Source organism: Dysgonomonas sp. Shenzhen-Wh21, from assembly GCF_043392705.1.
Lineage (GTDB): Bacteria > Bacteroidota > Bacteroidia > Bacteroidales > Dysgonomonadaceae > Dysgonomonas.
In genome coordinates, this window is the sequence record NZ_JAIXHZ010000200.1 from 1 (window position 1) to 2830 (window position 2830).

A 2830-nucleotide genomic window follows, 5' to 3' on the forward strand; every position below is an offset into this window, starting at 1 on the left:
AGCCTCCATTCCATTTAGCCCCTGTATCAAAGCATACTCTTCTCCTATCATTGCGTCTATCAGTTGATAACTATTGTCGTCATCATCGGCGACTAAAATCGTACAATTCTGCTCGAAGGAATAAGGCTTGACCGAATTTTCGGAGTTGCCTTTCTCTGCTTCCCAATTTCTTATCGGTTCGTATGGCAATGTAAATGTGAAGCAAGATCCTTTTTGCAATTCAGATGTAACGGATATTTCTCCACCAAGACGTTCTACGATGGAACGACAAATAGCTAAACCCAAACCGGTTCCAATAGCATTGCTATCAACTTGCATAAATCGTTCGAATATTTTATCTAATTGATCCTCGACTATTCCTATTCCACTATCATCTACATAAACTTTGACGTTATTGTCTATAACCTCAAATCCATATTTTATATATCCTTTTTTTGTGAATTTCTGAGCATTAATAATCAGGTTTGATAGAACTTGATGTATTCTGTTCCTGTCGGATCGTATCCATAGCTCTGCTCCTATATTATTATAGATAAGCTCTGTTTCGGGATGGCATTGGGATGCATATGTTTCATATATTTCCAAGCATAACATACCAAAATCAAAGTCTTCTGGTTCAAACTCCACAATGCCGGATTCTATTTTCGAAAAGTCAAGAATTTCATTTACTAAACCCAGTAACCGTCCACTGTTGGACTCGACGAAATTAAAATAATAGTTTCGTTTTTCCTGATCATCAGTTTCTGCTATTATGCGAGAAAATCCTAATATTGCATTCAGAGGTGTACGTATTTCATGACTCATATTAGAGAGAAATGCAGATTTTAGTTTGTCTAGCTGCTCAGCCTTCAACTTTGCTGTTGTAAGCTCTTTTTCTATTTGTTTAAGTTCTGTAATATCCCAGCCTAAACCTATTACTAGAGATGAATTATCAGTTTCACTATTTAATCGTATTTTAAGAATATCTACATATCGGATATTTCCTTCATCATCTACAAGTTCTTGAAATACTCTTTGGGGAACACCAGTCTCAAATACTGCTATATCTTCAGCTCGATATCTTTCTGCCACTTCTTTTGGGAAAATGTCAAAGTCCGTTTTATCGGAAAAGTCATCGTTTTGAACGAGATAGAATTGCGTCGATATCTTATTCCAATATATATATTTATAGTCGTTCAATGGGTTTTTAATGAATACAGAAATAGGCATATTATCTAAAACCATATTCATGAGATTGCGAGTATTTTTGCTCTCAATCTCTGCATACTTCTGCTTTGTGGTATTCGACCAGTAACTCCATATAAATTTTGTACCGAAAGTATCTCTTGTTAAATACGAGATGCAATCAAAGTAGGACGTTTTTTCAGTTTCACTATCTGTATAAATTATGTTATACTTATAGCTTTCATTCGATTCTAGTTTTTTTAGAATCAGGTCCCATTGTTCTAAACTAAGCTGCTTCAGTTCTGTTATTTTGTAGTCTGAAATATCCTTGTCTTTCGATATATTGTTGTGAAGTAGAAATTGTTGATTGGCAAAAATTAATTGACCATCTTCCATAAAGACTCCAAAAATATGATCGCTTGTCACATTATTCATGAAGTTTACTGTTTCATATTCCCAACGGTTTTTTATAACATCGTCTATGTTTTGGACATAACCTTCTATGATTGTTTCCCCTTTATATTCGTATACACTGGTGATTTGTGTTCTTATATAAGAAACAATAGAGTAATTGTCTTTCGTGTAAACTCGTCTATAGTCCAGATATTTGCCGTTGTAAATCCTGCCATTCAAATAATCTATAAATGCTTCTTTGTCGGCCGGGTGTATTTTAGAGGAATATTCATCAATAGATATAATTGCTTCTTCTTCCACTATAGAGAATATATTCCCAAATCCGGAATAATACAACATACCTACTTGAGGATTATATTTCCAATGTCCTATTTTTGCTATTTTTTGTGTTTCTTTTAACTTTCGGTTAGCGTTATCTAACCTCTTTTTCATCTGGCTGCGCTGAGTTATATCGCGATATTGACAAAGGACAAACTCCTTGTCGTAAAGTTGTATAATACACTTGAAGTATATAGTATTTCTTTTTAAAGGAAGGTCGTAGTTCTGACTTGAAGTCCCCCCATTTGCAACAACATCATCAAAATGAGCTTTAAAATTTAATGCCGTTTCTTTGGGGAGTATGTCAAAAATATTCTGCCCTACAATTTGTTCAGATTTTAGAAACCAGTGATTTGATTTTATGATACAATCTACGCAAGTACCATCGTAGCGGAATAAAAAAAGCGAATCGCAGGTTTTTAGTAAAATCTCAAAGGCTCTTTCTCTATCATGCAACAGATTTACATTGGTCTCCTCCGTATTACTATACGATACATTCCCTACATATTTGTTTATTAATTCTTTTTGTAATGCAAAATTGTCATATTCTAGATCTTTTATGCGCTGTATCAGTTCATCCTTGGAATATTGTCTATACTTCATATCCATTGTATACAATGTATTAAAAAGAGGAAACTATGTTTATAAATACTATCAAAAAGATGCTTATAAAAACACCAATAAGGGTATAATAGTTTAATGGCGTCAAATGTTTTGCCACTATATATTTCCCGATTTGTAAAATAAAAACATTTATCAAATAACGTGGAATATAGTATGATCGAAACTTTATTTAGTTTTTCTTATGTACTACTGACCTGTATTTGTTTTTTGTAAAAGTATAACAATGAAGTATAAAAGTGTCTGTCTCTTTAGGGCAAATCCTAGACTTACTTCATTGTTATACTTTTACAAAAAACAAATACAGGTCAGT

Annotated in this window: 1 protein-coding gene; it reads right to left on the reverse strand. The window is 33.2% G+C overall.

The genetic code is table 11. The annotated features are described in order from the left end of the window. On the reverse strand, nucleotides 1-2499 hold a 2499-nt coding region (locus tag LDB17_RS13795), incomplete at its 3' end, for an ATP-binding protein (protein WP_393925087.1). Nucleotides 2500-2830 lie beyond the last annotated feature (331 nt).